The sequence below is a fragment of the Curtobacterium sp. C2H10 genome, from assembly GCF_025407985.1.
In the GTDB taxonomy this organism is placed as follows: domain Bacteria; phylum Actinomycetota; class Actinomycetes; order Actinomycetales; family Microbacteriaceae; genus Curtobacterium.
Map to the genome: position 1 here is coordinate 40,307 of NZ_JABXGF010000020.1, position 15,574 is coordinate 55,880.

Consider the following 15,574-nt stretch of genomic DNA (forward strand, 5'->3'; position numbering starts at 1 on the left):
CGTACCGGAAGCCGTCGATCCGCCGTGAATCCGCTGTCGGCACGCTGGTAACTTCGGCACCGAACCCGGCGTTCGTGCCGGGCGGAACGGAGACCCCAGCACCCCATGGCAGCACCCCGCACCGAACAGACCCGCTACGCCTTCGTCGTCGCCTCGAACCGCCTGCCGGTCGACCGCATCGTCGACGAGGACGGCAACGAGGGCTGGCGGCACTCGCCCGGCGGCCTCGTCACCGCACTCGAACCGGTGATGCGCGCGAACGACGGTGCCTGGGTCGGCTGGGTCGGCCAGCCCGACGTCGAGGTCGCCCCGTTCGACAACGAGGGCATCCACATCGTGCCCGTCCCGCTGAGCAACGACGACGTCGAGGAGTACTACGAGGGGTTCAGCAACGACACCCTCTGGCCGCTCTACCACGACGTCATCGAGCACCCGAGCTACCACCGCGATTGGTGGAACGCGTACAAGCGCGTGAACCAGCGCTTCGCCGAGCAGATCGCCGAGATCGTCGAGCAGGACGGCATCGTCTGGGTGCAGGACTACCAGCTGCAGCTCGTCCCCGCGCTCCTCCGCGAGCTCCGCCCGGACCTGACGATCGGCTTCTTCAACCACATCCCGTTCCCGCCCGTCGGCATCTACGCCCAGCTCCCGTGGCGCGCACAGATCCTCGACGGCCTGCTCGGGGCGGACGTGATCGGCTTCCAGCGGCACGACGACGCGAGCGACTTCCTCCGGGCGGTCCGGCACATCAAGGGCTACACGACCAAGGGGCAGACGATCGACGTCCCCGTCGACGACCCGGACGCACCGCGCAGCCGCAAGGGCATCACGGTGCGGCACGTCGAGGCCCGGCACTTCCCGATCTCCATCGACGCCGCCGGCTTCGAGGAGATCGCGCACCGGCCCGAGGTGCAGGAGCGCGCCCGAGAGATCCGCGCGAGCCTCGGCAACCCGAAGACCGTGCTGCTCGGTGTCGACCGCCTCGACTACACGAAGGGCATCCGCCACCGGATCAAGGCCTTCGGCGAACTCGTCGAGGACGGCCGCATCGCGGTCGAGGACGCCACCCTCGTGCAGGTCGCCAGCCCGAGCCGCGAGCGCGTCGACACGTACGCCACGCTCCGCGACGAGATCGAGCTCACGGTCGGCCGCATCAACGGCGACCTCGGCGTGATCGGACACCAGCCGATCGCCTACCTGCACCACGGCTACCCGCGCGAGGAGATGGTGGCGCTCTACCTCGCCGCCGACATCATGCTCGTCACGGCCCTCCGCGACGGCATGAACCTCGTCGCGAAGGAGTACGTCGCGGCCCGGTTCGACAACGACGGCGTCCTCATCCTGTCCGAGTTCGCCGGTGCCGCCGACGAACTGAAGCAGGCCGTCATCGTCAACCCGCACGACATCGGCGCGCTGAAGGACTCGATCCAGCGCGCGATCGAGATGCCCCGACGCGAACGCTCGACCCGCATGCGGGCCCTCCGCAAGCGCGTCCGCGACAACGACGTGGCGCGCTGGTCGCGCTCGTTCCTCGAGGCGCTCGACCGCCACGCCCCGAAGAACGCGCAGATCGACCCCTCCGCGGCGGACCCGAAGGACCAGCACCGCGAGGCACAGACGGACAACATGTCGATCTTCGACCAGGACGCCCAGACGGCGCGTGCTGCCGAGGACACCCGGGAGGCGCGTGATGCCTGAGACGACCACCGACCAGACCGCCGTCGACCGGGCCCTCGAGACGCTCGCGGCTGCGCCGCGACTCATCGTCGCCCTCGACTTCGACGGCACGCTCGCGCCGTTCGCCGACGACCCCTCGCAGGTCGGCGCGCTGCCCGGCTCGTGGGCGGCCGTCCTCACCCTGCACCGGGCGAAGGACACCGAGGTCGTCCTGGTCTCCGGGCGTCCGCTGGACAGCCTCGCCGCGGTGACGCACGCCCCCGCCGAGATGGCCCTCGTCGGGTCGCACGGCGTCGAGTGGCGCGTCGACGGGCACGACGAAGCGGCCCTCACCGACGACGAGCAGGCCCGCGTGGCCCGGATCGGCACGGCGCTCGACGCGGTCGGGGAGCGGTTCCCGGGCGTGGTCATCGAGCACAAGCCGGCCGGCCACGGCGTGCACACCCGCCGGGTGAGCGCCGAGGTCGCGGCCGAGGCGAACGCCGCCGCGAGTGCCGCCGCGCACGAGGCCGACCCGGACGTCCTCGAACGCGGGGGCAAGGACATCCTCGAGTTCGCCGTCCGGCACGTCACCAAGGGTGACGCGATCGCCAGGCTGCGCGACCTGCACGGCGCCGACGCGGTGTTCTTCGCCGGCGACGACGTCACCGACGAGGACGCCTTCCGGGTGCTCCGCGACGGCGACGTCGGCGTGAAGGTGGGGGAGGGCGACACGCTCGCCGGCTACCGGGTCGCCGACCCCGCGGCGCTCACCGACGTGCTGAAGCAGCTCGCCCGGATCCGCGCCACGCGCTGACCCGCAGCGACCCGGCGGACCCGCGCCGCGCCTCCTGGACCGCCCGTCACCCATGCGGATGCATGGAGTTGTCGGCTTGGTATCCCAACTGCGCCTAGACTCACCCCATGCCTGATATCGACGTCAAGCCGCGCAGCCGGGTCGTCACCGACGGGATCGAAGCAACCACCTCGCGTGGCATGCTGCGTGCCGTCGGGATGGGGGACGAGGACTGGGAGAAGCCGCAGATCGGCATCGCCTCCTCGTGGAACGAGATCACCCCGTGCAACCTCTCCCTCGACCGCCTCGCGCAGGGGGCGAAGGAGGGCGTCCACTCCGGCGGCGGGTACCCGCTCCAGTTCGGCACCATCTCCGTCTCCGACGGCATCTCGATGGGCCACGAGGGCATGCACTTCTCCCTCGTCTCGCGTGAGGTCATCGCCGACAGCGTCGAGACCGTCGTGAACGCCGAGCGACTGGACGGCACCGTCCTGCTCGCCGGGTGCGACAAGTCCCTGCCAGGCATGCTCATGGCGGCCGCGCGCCTGGACCTCGCGAGCGTCTTCCTCTACGCGGGCTCGGTCATGCCGGGCTACGTGAAGCAGGCCGACGGCTCCTTCAAGGAGGTCACGATCATCGACTCCTTCGAGGGCGTCGGCGCGTGCAAGGCCGGCACCATGTCGGAAGAGGAACTCAAGAAGATCGAGTGTGCGATCGTCCCGGGCGAGGGCGCCTGCGGCGGCATGTACACCGCGAACACCATGGCGTCGGTCGCCGAGGCCCTCGGCATGTCGCTCCCCGGCTCGGCAGCGCCGCCCAGCGCCGACCGTCGTCGTGACTACTACGCGCACCGCTCCGGCGAGGCCGTGGTCAACATGCTCCGCCTGGGCCTCACCGCCCGCCAGATCCTCACGAAGGAGGCGTTCGAGAACGCCATCGCCGTCGCCATGGCACTCGGAGGCTCCACGAACGTCGTCCTCCACCTCCTCGCGATCGCGCACGAGGCCGAGGTCGAGCTCTCCCTCGACGACTTCAACCGCATCGGCTCGAAGGTCCCGCACCTCGCCGACATGAAGCCGTTCGGCAAGTACGTCATGGTCGACGTGGACCGCAACGGCGGCATCCCGGTGATCATGAAGGCGCTGCTCGACGCCGGCCTGCTGCACGGCGACGTCATGACCGTCACCGGCAAGACCCTCGCCGAGAACCTGGCCGAGATCGACCCGCCGGAGCTCGACGGCGAGGTGTTCCGGACGCTCGACAACCCGATCCACGCCACCGGTGGCCTGACGATCCTGCAGGGCTCCTTCGCGCCGGAGGGCGCCGTGGTGAAGACGGCCGGCTTCGACGCCGAGGTCTTCGAGGGCCCCGCGCGGGTGTTCGACCGCGAGCGCGCCGCCATGGACGCCCTCACCGAGGGGAAGATCCAGAAGGGCGACGTCGTCGTCATCCGGTACGAGGGTCCCAAGGGCGGCCCGGGCATGCGCGAGATGCTCGCCATCACGGCGGCCATCAAGGGCGCTGGACTCGGCAAGGATGTACTACTGTTGACGGACGGACGATTCTCAGGCGGCACAACCGGCCTGTGCATCGGCCACATCGCACCGGAAGCGGTGGACGCAGGTCCAGTCGCATTCGTGCGCGATGGCGACCGCATCCGTGTCGACATCGCGGCTCGCTCGCTCGACCTACTGGTCGACGAAGCCGAGCTGGAAGCCCGCCGAGAAGGCTGGGCCCCGCTGCCCCCGCGCTACACCCGCGGAGTCCTCGCGAAGTTCGCGAAGCTCGTCCAGTCCGCCGCCAAGGGCGCGGTCACGGGCTAGCGTCGACACACGCACCATCGCCATCACTCCAGGCAAGGAACACCTCATGCCCACGGAAGCCACTCCGCTGTCCGCGGCCGCCGGTGCACGCCGGACGCCGGAGATCCTGACCGGCTCGGGAGCCGTCCTCCGGACGCTCGAGCACCTCGGGATCACCGACGTCTTCGGCCTGCCGGGCGGTGCGATCATCCCGTTCTACGACGAGCTCATGGCGTCGCAGACGATCCGCCACGTCCTCGTCCGCCACGAGCAGGGCGCCGGCCACGCCGCCGAGGGCTACGCCTCGGCGTCCGGCAAGGTCGGCGTCGCCATCGCGACCTCGGGCCCCGGCGCGACGAACCTCGTCACCGCGATCGCCGACGCCTACATGGACTCGGTGCCGTTCATCGCGATCACCGGCCAGGTCTTCTCGACCCTGATGGGGACGGACGCCTTCCAAGAAGCGGACATCGTCGGCATCACGATGCCGATCACGAAGCACTCGTTCCTCGTGACCGACCCGGCCGACGTGCCGGCGACCCTCGCCGCGGCGCACCTCATCGCGACGACCGGACGCCCCGGCCCCGTGCTGGTCGACATCACGAAGGACGCCCAGCAGAAGTCGGCGCCGTACGTCTGGCCGCCGAAGATCGACCTGCCCGGCTACCGTCCGGTCACCAAGGCGCACGGCAAGCAGATCACCGCGGCCGCGCAGCTCCTCGCCGAGTCCGAGCGCCCGGTGCTCTACGTCGGCGGCGGCGTGATCCGCTCCCGGGCGACCGCCGAGCTGCTCCGCTTCGCCGAGGCCACCGGTGCGCCGGTGGTCACGACGCTGATGGCACGGGGCGCCTTCCCCGACTCGCACCCGCAGCACCTCGGCATGCCCGGCATGCACGGCACCGTCCCGGCGGTGCTCGGCCTGCAGGACAGCGACCTCATCATCGCGCTCGGCGCCCGCTTCGACGACCGCGTGACCGGCAAGGCCGACGAGTTCGCGCCGAACGCCAAGGTCGTGCACGTCGACATCGACCCGGCCGAGATCTCGAAGATCCGCTTCGCCGACGTCCCGATCGTGGGCGACGCGAAAGAGGTCCTGGTCGACCTGCTCGACGCGTGGGGCGGCATCCCGACCGACCAGCGTGCGAGCACCGCCGAGTGGTGGGCGAAGCTCGAGCAGCTCAAGGTCGACTTCCCGCTCGGCTACGCGGAGCCGACGGACGGACTGCTCGCGCCGCAGGCCATCATCAAGCGCATCGGCGAGCTGAGCGGCCCCGAGGCGATCTACGCCTCCGGCGTCGGGCAGCACCAGATGTGGTCGGCGCAGTTCATCAAGTACGAGCGTCCGAACGCCTGGCTGAACTCCGGCGGCGCGGGCACGATGGGCTACTCCGTCCCCGCCGCGATGGGTGCGAAGGTCGCCGAGCCGGACCGCGTGGTCTGGGCGATCGACGGCGACGGCTGCTTCCAGATGACCAACCAGGAGCTCGCGACCTGCGTCATCAACGACATCCCGATCAAGGTCGCGATCATCAACAACTCGTCGCTCGGCATGGTGCGGCAGTGGCAGACGCTGTTCTACGACGGCCGCCACTCGTTCACCGACCTCGAGACCGGCCACGACTCGCGCCGCGTGCCCGACTTCGTGAAGCTGGCGGACGCGTACGGTGCCCTCGGCATCCGCGTCGAGAAGGCGGACGAGGTCGACGCCGCCATCCAGCTCGCCCTCGAGACCAACGACCGCCCCGTGGTGATCGACTTCGTCGTGAGCCGCGACTCGATGGTCTGGCCGATGGTCCCGCAGGGAGTCAGCAACTCGTCCATCGAGTACGCCCAGGCCCTCGCCCCCACCTGGGACGACGAGGACGCCGACATGACGGGGGAAACCGCATGAGCCACGTCCTCTCCCTCCTCGTCGAGGACAAGCCGGGTCTGCTGACCCGCGTCGCCGGGCTGTTCGCGCGCCGTGGGTTCAACATCGAGTCCCTCGCGGTCGGCAACACCGAGGTCGACGGCCTCAGCCGGATCACGGTCGTCGTCGACGTCGAGGACCTCCCGCTCGAGCAGGTGACGAAGCAGCTCAACAAGCTGGTCAACGTCATCAAGATCGTCGAGCTGGACTTCTCCCAGTCCGTCCAGCGCGAGCACATGCTCGTGAAGGTGCGGGTGGACAACCAGACGCGCTCGGCCGTGCTCGAGGCAGTGAACCTGTTCCGTGCGCAGGTCGTCGACGTCGCGAACGACTCGCTCATCGTCGAGGTGACCGGCGACCCCGGCAAGATCCAGGCGATCCTCCGCGTGCTCGAGCCCTACGGCATCAAGGAGCTCGCCCGTGCGGGCCTCCTCGGCATGGGCCGTGGGCCCAAGAGCATCACCGACCGGGTGCGCTGACCGCGACCCGTGACGGACTGGAGGCGCGGGTCGCCACCCGCACCGCGCCTCCAGGCCGTCTCCTCCCGACTCACCGCAACCAACGCTTCCCGAACCGACCACAGGAGAACCACCACCGTGACTGACATCGTGTACGACGCCGACGCCGACCTGACGCTCATCCAGGGCAAGAAGGTCGCCGTCATCGGGTACGGCTCGCAGGGCCACGCCCACGCCCTCAACCTCCGCGACAGCGGCGTCGAGGTCAAGATCGGCCTGCAGGAGGGCTCGAAGAGCCGCCAGAAGGCGGAAGAAGCCGGCTTCGAGGTCCTCACCCCGGCCGACGCCACGGCCTGGGCGGACGTCGTCGTCATCCTCGCGCCGGACCAGGTCCAGCGCATCGTCTACAAGGACGACATCGAGCCCAACCTCAAGCCGGGCGCCACGCTCGTCTTCGGCCACGGCTTCAACATCCGCTTCGGCTACATCCAGGCGCCGGAGGGCGTCGACGTGTCGCTCGTCGCCCCCAAGGGCCCGGGGCACACCGTGCGCCGCGAGTACGAGGCCGGCCGTGGCGTCCCCGTGATCGTCGCCGTCGAGGTCGACGCGTCCGGCTCCGCCTGGGACCTCGCGTGGTCGTACTCGAAGGCCATCGGCGGCCTCCGCTCCGGCGGCATCAAGACGACCTTCACCGAGGAGACCGAGACCGACCTGTTCGGCGAGCAGGCCGTCCTGTGCGGTGGCACCTCGCAGCTCATCCAGTACGGCTTCGAGACCCTGGTCGAGGCCGGCTACCAGCCGCAGATCGCCTACTTCGAGGTCCTGCACGAGCTCAAGCTCATCGTCGACCTCATCTGGGAGGGCGGCCTCACGAAGCAGCGCTGGTCGATCTCCGACACGGCCGAGTTCGGTGACTACGTCTCCGGCCCGCGCGTGATCTCGCCCGAGGTCAAGGAGAACATGAAGGCCGTCCTCGCGGACATCCAGAACGGTGCCTTCGCGAAGCGCTTCATCGACGACCAGGACGCCGGCGCGCCGGAGTTCAAGGCACTCCGCGCCAAGGGCGAGGGCCACCCGATCGAGGCGACCGGTCGCGAGCTGCGCGCCCTCTTCGCGTGGAAGTCGAACGACGCCGACTACGTGGACGGTTCCGCCGCGCGGTAGTCTTCGCAACACCACTCGACGACGAGGCGGCGGTGCACCCGCACCGCCGCCTCGCGATGTGACCCGAACGTTATGCAGCACTTCACCACCAGCCCCGACGCCGCCCACCGGCGTCCCCTCGGCGTTCCCGGGGACGTTTCGCGACGACCGTCGTCCGGCCCGGACATGGGCGGTCCTCAGGTCGTCGTCCAGCATGGGAGGATCGTCGGATGGCGGTGACGAAGCGAGCGGTCCACATCGGCGCCGGCAAGATCGGACGCGGGTTCGTGGGGCAGTTCCTGGTCGCGAGCGGCTACGAGCTCACCTTCGTGGACGTCGACGACCGCGTCGTCTCGGCACTGAACGAAGCCGGCCGGTTCGTCGTGCACGAGGTCGGCGAGATGCCGGTCGAGCACCTCGTCTACGGGTTCACGGCACTCAGCAGCAAGACCGACCGCGAGCAGGTCGTCCGGGCCATCGCCGAGGCCGACGTCGTCACGACCGCGGTCGGCGCCCGCACCCTCCCGCTCGTCGCCCCCGTCATCGCCGAGGGGCTGGCGGCCCGGCCGCTCGACCGTGGCGACGTCACGATCGTGGCGTGCGAGAACGCCTTCAACGCGACGGACTCCCTGCACGCCAGCATCCGTCGTGCCCCCATCCTCGAGGACCGCGACATCGCCGCCGTCTTCGCGAACTGCGCCATCGACCGCATCGTCCCCGACCAGTCCGGGGTGCTCGGCCAGTCCGGCGGCCTCGACGTCGTGCTCGAGCCGTTCTACGAGTGGGTCATCGAGCGCACGCCCTTCGCCGACTCCGACGCCGAGCCGCCCGCGATCGACGGCGTGACCTGGGTCGACGACCTGCAGCCGTTCGTCGAGCGCAAGCTCTACACGGTGAACACCGCGCACGCGACGGCCGCCTACCACGGCTACGTCCGGGGCATCCGCCTCATCCGCGAGGCCCTCGAGGACGAGGCCGTCCGCGCCGAGGTCGACGGCGTCCTCGCCGAGACCACCGCGCTCCTCGTCGCCAAGCACGGCTTCGACCCGGAGGAGCACGCGCGCTACGTCGCCGCGAACCTCTCCCGCATCGCGAACCCGCACCTCCCGGACACGACCGTCCGCGTCGGACGCAACCCGCTCCGGAAGCTCGGCCGCCGCGAGCGCTTCGTCGGCCCGGCCGCGCAGCTCGCCGAACGCGGGCTCCCCGTCGACCACCTGCTCGGCGCCGTGCGCGTCGCGCTCGACTTCGACGACGAGAACGACCCCGAGTCGATCGAGCTGCACGCGCTGCTCCGCTCGGGTGCGACGGCACACGCCCTCACCGAGATCCTCACCGGCCTGATGGAGAGCCACCCGCTGTTCCCCGCGGTGCGCGAGGTCGTCGCCGAGGTCCTCGAGACCCAGCCCGCCGACGTCTGACCGGCGGCCGCACCGGTCGTCCGTGGTCGAGCCGGAGCGGCACGCCTCGTAGAATCGAGGCATGACCACGGCAGCATCCCCGCCCGACGGCTCGGTCGACCACGACGACGACGCCCTCAGCTGGGGCGACGCCGACGACGCGACCCACGTCGACGCGGCGCACAACCCGGTCACCGTCAAGGAACGCTCCGGCCGTGACCCCGAGGCCCCCGAGACCTCCGGCGCGCTCATCGGGTTCGGCGTCTTCGGTGGCCTGTACCTGCTCTACACGGTGGCCTGGCTGCTCACGGCCTCGACCTCGTACGTCTCGGACGTCGACACCGTGCTGACCGTCTTCGTCGAGGTCCTCCGGTTCCTGTCGATCGTCGCACCCGCGCTGTGGTTCACCGTCGTGCTCTGGGCCGGCCGTGGACAGCGCACGCGGAGCCGGCTGCTGTGGATGCTGCTCGGCGCCCTCGTCCTCTTCCCGTGGCCGTTCCTCATGACGCGGAGCTTCGGGTGACCGCCGCGACGCCGACCGTCCGCCGGTCGTCCCGGGCGTTCGTCGGCAAGGTCGTCGTCTGGCTCGTGTTCGCCCTGCTGTTCGCGTACATGACCGTGCAGAGCGTCGGCAACCTCGTGACCGTCTCGCAGTCCGTCCGCGCGTTCAACGCGTTCCTCGGTACGACGTCCGGCGGCGACTCGCTGGCCCGCAGCACCCCGTGGGTGTGGCTCGTCCTGGACATCGCGATCGCGCCGATCGCGTTCGTCGTCGCGCTGTGGGTGAGCCGTCGCGCGCGGCTCGCGGTGACGATCGGCGTCTTCGTCCTCGCGTTCGCCGCCGCCGGCGCGCTGTGGCTCGATCTGCAGCTCTTCGTGCCGCGGCTGCTGGATTTCTGACGGTCCGTCCGACGGCCAGGAGGCGCGGTGCCGGCTGGCACCGCGCCTCCCGTCCGTCGTGTGGTCGCCCACCGGACCGCCCCTGCGGTCGTAACCACGTGCGCACGTCGATACGATGGTGGGATACCGCCCGTCTCGTGTGAGGAAACTGCAGCTGTGCCGAAGCCGGTCGTCCTGATCGCCGAAGAACTCTCGCCCGCCACAGTCGACGCCCTCGGGCCCGACTTCGAGATCCGGAACGTGGACGGTACCGACCGCCCCGCCCTCCTGGCCTCCCTCGCCGACGCGCACGCCATCCTGGTGCGCTCCGCCACCAAGGTCGACGCCGAGGCGATCGCCGCGGCCCCGAACCTCAAGGTCGTCGCCCGTGCCGGTGTCGGCCTCGACAACGTCGACATCAAGGCGGCCACCACCGCCGGGGTGATGGTCGTCAACGCGCCGACGTCGAACATCATCTCCGCCGCCGAGCTCACGGTCGGCCACATCCTGTCGCTCGCGCGCCACATCCCGGCCGCGCACGCGTCGCTCGCGGCCGGCACCTGGAAGCGCTCCGCGTACACCGGTGTCGAGCTGTACGAGAAGACCGTCGGCATCATCGGCCTCGGCCGCATCGGTGCGCTCATCACCCAGCGCCTGCAGGCGTTCGGCGTCCAGGTGATCGCGTACGACCCGTACGTCACCACGGCCCGTGCCCAGCAGCTCGGGGTCGAGCTCGTCTCGCTCGAGGACCTGCTCAAGCGCGCCGACTTCACCACGATCCACATGCCGAAGACGCCGGAGACGGTCGGCATGATCTCGGACGACCAGTTCGCGCTCATGAAGCCGACCGCGTTCGTCGTGAACGTCGCCCGTGGCGGACTGATCGACGAGGACGCGCTGCACCGTGCGCTCACCTCGAACACGATCGCCGGCGCCGGTCTCGACGTCTTCGTGTCCGAGCCCCCGAAGGACTCGCCGCTCGTCGCGCTCCCGAACGTCGTCGTCACGCCGCACCTCGGTGCCTCGACGGACGAAGCGCAGGAGAAGGCGGGCGTCTCGGTCGCCAAGTCCGTGCGGCTCGCCCTCGGCGGCGAACTCGTCCCCGACGCGGTCAACGTCGCCGGTGGCGTCATCGACCCGTACGTGCGCCCCGGCATCCCGCTCGTCGAGAAGCTCGGTCAGGTTTTCACCGGCCTCGCCACGTCGCCCGTCACCAGCATCGACGTCGAGGTGCACGGCGAGCTCGCCGAGTTCGACGTCAGCGTGCTGAAGCTCGCTGCGCTCAAGGGCGTCTTCACCGACGTCGTCAGCGACCAGGTGTCCTACGTGAACGCACCGTTGATCGCCGAGCAGCGCGGGGTCACCGTGCGGCTCATCACCGACTCGGACAGCCCCGAGTACCGGAACGTGCTCACGATCCGCGGGGCCCAGTCAGACGGCCCGGCGATCAGCGTGTCCGGCACGCTCACCGGCCCGAAGCAGGTCGCGAAGCTCGTCGAGATCAACGGTCACGACGTCGAGGTCGCCCTCGCCGAGCACCACGTGGTGATGGAGTACACCGACCGGCCCGGCATCGTCGCGGTCTACGGCAAGGAGTTCGGCGACGCCGGCATCAACATCGCGGCGATGCAGATCTCGCGGGAAGCCGCCGGCGGCCAGGCGCTCAGCGTCCTCACCGTCGACTCGCCGGTCCCGGCCGAGATCCTCGAGCACGTCCGGTCCACGATCGACGCGGCCTCGCTCCGCGAGATCGACATCACGCTGTAGGGGAGTGGCGGACATGACGCAGACGGTGAAGCTCGCGGTGATCCGCGGGGACGGCATCGGACCCGAGGTGGTCGACGAGGCGCTGAAGGTCCTGCACGCGGTGCTGCCGGACGACCTCGTGGTGGAGGAGACCCCGTTCTCCCTCGGTGCCGACCGGTTCCTCGAGACCGGTGACATCCTCACCGAGGACGACATGTCCGCCATCGCCACCCACGACGCGATCCTGCTCGGCGCGGTCGGTGGCGACCCCCGCGACCCCCGGCTCGCGGGCGGGATCATCGAGCGCGGGCTGCTGCTGAAGCTGCGGTTCGCCTTCGACCACTACGTGAACCTGCGCCCGACCGTCGTCTACCCGTCGGTGACGACGCCGCTGACGTCCCCCGGTGATGTCGACTTCGTGGTCGTCCGCGAGGGGACCGAGGGACCGTACGTCGGCAACGGCGGCGCCATCCGCGTCGGGACCCCGCAGGAGATCGCGACCGAGGTCTCGTTGAACACCGCGTACGGCGTCGAGCGCGTCGTCCGGTACGCGTTCGAGCTGGCGGACCGGCGGCCGCGCAAGCACCTCACGCTCGTGCACAAGAGCAACGTCCTGGTGCACGCCGGAGCCCTCTGGCAGCGCACCGTCGCGGCCGTCGGGCAGGAGTACCCGGACGTCACGGTGGACTACCAGCACGTCGACGCCGTCACCATCCACATGGTGCGCGAACCTGCTAGGTTCGACGTCATCGTCACCGACAACCTCTTCGGGGACATCATCACCGACCTGGCCGGCGCGATCAGCGGCGGCATCGGTCTGGCGGCCTCGGGCAACATCAACCCGGACGGCACCTTCCCCAGCATGTTCGAGCCGGTCCACGGCTCCGCGCCGGACATCGCGGGTCAGCAGAAGGCCGATCCCACGGCCGCCATCCTGTCCGTCGCACTGCTGCTCGACCACATCGGTCGCAGCGACCTCGCGGCGGCGGTCACGCGGGCGGTCGAGGCCGACCTCGCCGACCGGGGCACCTCGCAGCGTCGCACGGCCGAGATCGGCGACGCCATCGCCGCCGCGGCCACGGCACGCACCACCACCGCCTGACAGGAGTCTCCCCGTATGAGCACCGACACCGACTTCGGACTCGCGTTCGCCACCACCCCCTCACCCGAGCGCCGTGCCGCCGCCGAGCGCGAGGAGATCCTCGCCGACCCGGGCTTCGGCAAGCACTTCACGGACCACATGGCCACCGTGCAGTGGACGCTGGACGCCGGGTGGCACGATGCCTCGGTCCACCCGTACGGGCCGATCAGCCTCGACCCCAGCGCGAGCGTCCTGCACTACGCGCAGGAGATCTTCGAGGGGCTGAAGGCCTACCGGCACGCCGACGGCTCGGTCTGGACGTTCCGCCCGGACGCCAACGCCAAGCGCTTCCAGCGGTCCGCGCGGCGGCTCGCGCTGCCGGAGCTGCCGGTGGAGACCTTCGTGGACTCCATCCGCGAGCTGGTCCGGACCGACGTCGACTGGGTGCCCTCGGCGGCCGAGACGAGCCTGTACCTGCGGCCGTTCATGATCGCGACCGAGTCGTTCCTGGGGGTGCGTGCGGCACAGGCGGTGGCGTACCACTGCATCGCGAGCCCGGCGGGGGCGTACTTCACCTCCGGACCGAAGCCGGTGTCGATCTGGCTGTCCACGAACTACGCGCGGGCCGGCAAGGGCGGCACGGGTGCGGCGAAGACCGGCGGCAACTACGCCTCGTCGCTCCTGCCCCAGCAAGAGGCCTACGAGCACGGCTGCCAGCAGGTCATGTTCCTCGACTCGGTCGAGGGCAAGTACCTCGAGGAACTCGGGGGCATGAACGTCGTGCTGGTGAAGGCGGACGGCACGCTCGTCACGCCGGACTCCGACTCCATCCTCGAGGGCATCACGCGCGACTCGATCCTGCAGCTGGCGGAGGACCGCGGGCTGCGCGTCGAACGCCGTCGGGTGACCCTCGACGAGTGGCGTGACGGCGTCGAGGACGGCTCCATCACCGAGGCCTTCGCGTGCGGGACCGCCGCCGTCGTGACCCCGATCGCGGAACTCCGCGGCGAGGGCTTCACGATCGGGTCGCCGACCGTCGGGGCCGGCGAGCTGACGATGTCCCTGCGCGACGAACTCACCGACATCCAGTACGGCCGCCGTCCCGACCCGCACGGGTGGATGACGCGCCTGACCGACCCGGCCTGAACGCACACCACACGTCGATAGGCTCCAACGGTGAAGATCGCACGGTTCAGCAGCAAGGGCGAAGACCCCCGGTACGGCATCCTCGACGAGCGCGACCTGGTCGTGCTGGCGGGTGACCCGATGTACCAGGGGTTCGAGACCACGGGGGAGCGGGTGCCCCTGGCGGACGCCAAGCTCCTCGCCCCCGTCATCCCGCGGTCGAAGGTGATCGGCGTGGGGCTCAACTACGCCGAGCACGCGTCCGAGATGGACGAGCGCTCCGGGGACGACCCGGTGGTGTTCCTCAAGCCCAACACGTCGGTGATCGGCCCCGAGGACCCGATCCGTCTCCCCGCCGGGGTCGGACGCGTCGACCACGAGGGCGAGCTCGCCATCGTGATCGGGTCGCTCGCGAAGAACGTCACGCGCGAGGACTTCGCGAGCGTGATCCTCGGCTACACGATCGCCAACGACGTGACCGCCCGTGACCTGCAGGCGCGCGACGGCCAGTGGACTCGGTCCAAGGGCTTCGACACCTTCTGCCCGCTCGGGCCGGCGATCGAGACCGAGATCGACCCGTCGGACATCCGCATCGAGACCCGCGTGGACGGCGACCTGCGCCAGGTGGGCTCGACGAGTGAGATGGTGCACGACATCCCGTCCCTCATCGAGTTCGTCTCGTCGATCTGGACGCTCCTCCCTGGCGACGTCATCCTGACCGGCACCCCTGCCGGCGTCGGCGAGATCCGCGACGGCGAGGTCGTCGAGGTGACGATCGAGGGGATCGGCACACTCAAGAACCCGGTCATCGCCAAGCACTGACATGCGTCACCGAACGGCCCGCTCCCACCGTGGGGGCGGGCCGTTCCGCGTCTCCGCGCGGATCAGCCCCTGCGACACGCCCGGGGTGCGGGACGGTTGGCGGGGCCCCCGGGGCATGTGTAGAGTAATCACTCGTTGCCGCTGAGGCGGAGAACGGAACGGCCGAGACGGTCACCGGAGCGAACGCCCCGGAGATGCAGTCCGGACGGGGTCCCGCTCAGGCAACGAATCCCGATGACGATCCACTCTCGAAGTGGTCTGTTCGGGGTGAGACGAAATGCCTCTCTGACGACGCTCGTGTTCCACGGGACGAGTGGGGAGTGCGTCTGGTCCTTGAGAACTCAACAGCGTGCACATTGTCAATGCCAATTTATTGACCCCGTGACTCATCAGCTTGCTGGTGGGTTCGGAGACAATTCCTTTTGGATTGAAGATTGTCAGTAGACAGTCAACAGTCAGAATCAACTCGCTGACGCTTTCGGGTGTTGGTTGTAATTTTTTACGGAGAGTTTGATCCTGGCTCAGGACGAACGCTGGCGGCGTGCTTAACACATGCAAGTCGAACGATGATGCCCAGCTTGCTGGGTGGATTAGTGGCGAACGGGTGAGTAACACGTGAGTAACCTGCCCCTGACTCTGGGATAAGCGTTGGAAACGACGTCTAATACTGGATATGATCACCGGCCGCATGGTCTGGTGGTGGAAAGATTTTTTGGTTGGGGATGGACTCGCGGCCTATCAGCTTGTTGGTGAGGTA

The 15,574-nt window shown here is 69.6% G+C and carries 13 protein-coding genes and 1 rRNA gene; all 14 read left to right on the forward strand.

The annotated features are described in order from the left end of the window. The first annotated feature begins 105 nt into the window (after positions 1-105). Positions 106-1,698 carry an alpha,alpha-trehalose-phosphate synthase (UDP-forming) gene (gene otsA, locus HWD93_RS09490; RefSeq protein WP_070418525.1) on the forward strand — a complete coding sequence of 531 codons (1,593 nt, stop codon included), beginning with the start codon at positions 106-108 and terminating at the stop codon, positions 1,696-1,698. Beyond that, the gene (gene otsB / locus HWD93_RS09495) at positions 1,691-2,473 is read left to right on the forward strand and encodes a trehalose-phosphatase (protein WP_071303818.1); all 783 of its coding nucleotides are present in this window, start codon (positions 1,691-1,693) and stop codon (positions 2,471-2,473) included. Before otsA ends, otsB begins: the two co-directional genes overlap by 8 nt. A gap of 107 nt (positions 2,474-2,580) precedes the next feature. Beyond that, a complete protein-coding gene (ilvD, locus tag HWD93_RS09500; protein ID WP_070418527.1) occupies positions 2,581-4,275 on the forward strand; it encodes a dihydroxy-acid dehydratase in 1,695 nt (564 codons plus the stop codon). Positions 4,276-4,321: 46 nt separating this feature from the next. Continuing rightward, a complete protein-coding gene (locus tag HWD93_RS09505) occupies positions 4,322-6,145 on the forward strand; it encodes an acetolactate synthase large subunit (protein ID WP_070418528.1) in 1,824 nt (607 codons plus the stop codon). Continuing rightward, positions 6,142-6,642: an acetolactate synthase small subunit gene (ilvN, locus tag HWD93_RS09510; RefSeq protein WP_022907763.1), complete on the forward strand. Its 501-nt coding sequence runs from the start codon at positions 6,142-6,144 to the stop codon at positions 6,640-6,642. Before HWD93_RS09505 ends, ilvN begins: the two co-directional genes overlap by 4 nt. Before the next feature lie 117 nt (positions 6,643-6,759). After that, positions 6,760-7,785 (forward strand): ketol-acid reductoisomerase, encoded by a 1,026-nt coding sequence (gene ilvC, locus HWD93_RS09515; protein ID WP_070418529.1) that lies wholly within the window; start codon positions 6,760-6,762, stop codon positions 7,783-7,785. 209 nt (positions 7,786-7,994) lie between these two features. Continuing rightward, positions 7,995-9,185, forward strand: coding sequence for a mannitol-1-phosphate 5-dehydrogenase (locus tag HWD93_RS09520; RefSeq protein ID WP_070418530.1), 1,191 nt, complete (start codon positions 7,995-7,997; stop codon positions 9,183-9,185). A 61-nt stretch (positions 9,186-9,246) separates the two neighbouring features. Beyond that, positions 9,247-9,687: a hypothetical protein gene (locus HWD93_RS09525; protein ID WP_070418531.1), complete on the forward strand. Its 441-nt coding sequence runs from the start codon at positions 9,247-9,249 to the stop codon at positions 9,685-9,687. Further along, the gene (locus HWD93_RS09530; RefSeq protein ID WP_070418532.1) at positions 9,684-10,064 is read left to right on the forward strand and encodes a hypothetical protein; all 381 of its coding nucleotides are present in this window, start codon (positions 9,684-9,686) and stop codon (positions 10,062-10,064) included. The genes HWD93_RS09525 and HWD93_RS09530 overlap by 4 nt, the downstream gene beginning before the upstream one ends. Positions 10,065-10,220: 156 nt before the next feature. Continuing rightward, positions 10,221-11,810 (forward strand): phosphoglycerate dehydrogenase, encoded by a 1,590-nt coding sequence (gene serA, locus HWD93_RS09535; RefSeq protein ID WP_071294936.1) that lies wholly within the window; start codon positions 10,221-10,223, stop codon positions 11,808-11,810. Positions 11,811-11,823: 13 nt separating this feature from the next. Beyond that, a complete protein-coding gene (locus tag HWD93_RS09540) occupies positions 11,824-12,891 on the forward strand; it encodes a 3-isopropylmalate dehydrogenase (RefSeq protein ID WP_070419523.1) in 1,068 nt (355 codons plus the stop codon). Positions 12,892-12,906: 15 nt separating this feature from the next. Beyond that, positions 12,907-14,016 carry a branched-chain amino acid aminotransferase gene (locus HWD93_RS09545; protein WP_092386564.1) on the forward strand — a complete coding sequence of 370 codons (1,110 nt, stop codon included), beginning with the start codon at positions 12,907-12,909 and terminating at the stop codon, positions 14,014-14,016. A 30-nt stretch (positions 14,017-14,046) separates the two neighbouring features. Beyond that, positions 14,047-14,817, forward strand: a complete 771-nt coding sequence (locus tag HWD93_RS09550; protein ID WP_070418535.1) for a fumarylacetoacetate hydrolase family protein — start codon at positions 14,047-14,049, stop codon at positions 14,815-14,817. A 498-nt stretch (positions 14,818-15,315) separates the two neighbouring features. Next, a 16S ribosomal RNA gene (locus HWD93_RS09555) occupies positions 15,316-15,574 on the forward strand; the annotation flags it as partial.

Excerpts from the sequence above, each read along its gene's own strand:
- otsA (WP_070418525.1), top strand. The coding sequence starts at position 106 with ATGGCAGCACCCCGCACCGAACAGACCCGCTACGCCTTCGTCGTCGCC.
- otsB (WP_071303818.1), top strand. The coding sequence starts at position 1,691 with ATGCCTGAGACGACCACCGACCAGACCGCCGTCGACCGGGCCCTCGAG.
- ilvD (WP_070418527.1), top strand. The coding sequence starts at position 2,581 with ATGCCTGATATCGACGTCAAGCCGCGCAGCCGGGTCGTCACCGACGGG.
- HWD93_RS09505 (WP_070418528.1), top strand. The coding sequence starts at position 4,322 with ATGCCCACGGAAGCCACTCCGCTGTCCGCGGCCGCCGGTGCACGCCGG.
- ilvN (WP_022907763.1), top strand. The coding sequence starts at position 6,142 with ATGAGCCACGTCCTCTCCCTCCTCGTCGAGGACAAGCCGGGTCTGCTG.
- HWD93_RS09520 (WP_070418530.1), top strand. The coding sequence starts at position 7,995 with ATGGCGGTGACGAAGCGAGCGGTCCACATCGGCGCCGGCAAGATCGGA.
- HWD93_RS09525 (WP_070418531.1), top strand. The coding sequence starts at position 9,247 with ATGACCACGGCAGCATCCCCGCCCGACGGCTCGGTCGACCACGACGAC.
- HWD93_RS09540 (WP_070419523.1), top strand. The coding sequence starts at position 11,824 with ATGACGCAGACGGTGAAGCTCGCGGTGATCCGCGGGGACGGCATCGGA.
- HWD93_RS09545 (WP_092386564.1), top strand. The coding sequence starts at position 12,907 with ATGAGCACCGACACCGACTTCGGACTCGCGTTCGCCACCACCCCCTCA.